General features: G+C 63.2%; 1 protein-coding gene. It reads left to right on the top strand.

All coding sequences use genetic code 11. The features are described from left to right. Positions 1-247: 247 nt before the first annotated feature. Positions 248-614: DUF3577 domain-containing protein (locus RCF13_RS21575; protein ID WP_308141536.1), on the top strand; the 367-nt coding region annotated here is incomplete at its 3' end.

Here is a 614-nt window from a genome sequence, read left to right as displayed (position 1 = left end):
CGTGGTGTGACGCTGCGTCCATGCTTGCTGACGTTGTCAGCGACATGCCAGGCAACCATCGGTCTTCGAGGTTGCGGCGCAGCACCTGCTGCGTGACCACGCCAGTTCGCACCGCATCCATGCGCGAACGGCCACCGGCTCGCCGGTGGTGGATGCATTTGCCGTTCTCAACCCATCGCGGGGTTACGCACCTCTCCCCGCATCGTGGGGTTGGTGTGTCTCCGCTCTTTTCCTATGGAGATTCACCATGAGCACCACGTCCAACGAGAAATCCTATTTCGACCTCCACACCTCCGGCATCGGCTACCTGCAGCGTGCCCGTGAGGTTCCCGTCAAAGGGGGCCGCCGCGCACAGCCGTTCCTGGCTTGCACGATCGCAGCCATGGTTGGTTCCGCCAAGGAGCCGTCCATCCGCTACTTCGATGTCAAGGTGTCCGGCACCGAGGCCAAGAAGCTGGTTCAGTCCTACGTCGGCATCGATGATCCCAAGCAGCGTCCGCTGGTCCGTTTCCGGCTCGGCGACCTGTGGGGCGATGCGTTCATCCGCCCCAGCGGTGAACGTCAGGGTGAAGTGGCAGCGAGCCTCAAGGGGCGCCTGCTGAAAGCCGAGGTGA

The organism is Stenotrophomonas maltophilia group sp. RNC7 (assembly GCF_030910085.1).
Lineage (GTDB): Bacteria > Pseudomonadota > Gammaproteobacteria > Xanthomonadales > Xanthomonadaceae > Stenotrophomonas > Stenotrophomonas sepilia.
This window is presented reverse-complemented; position numbering and strand designations above follow the sequence as displayed.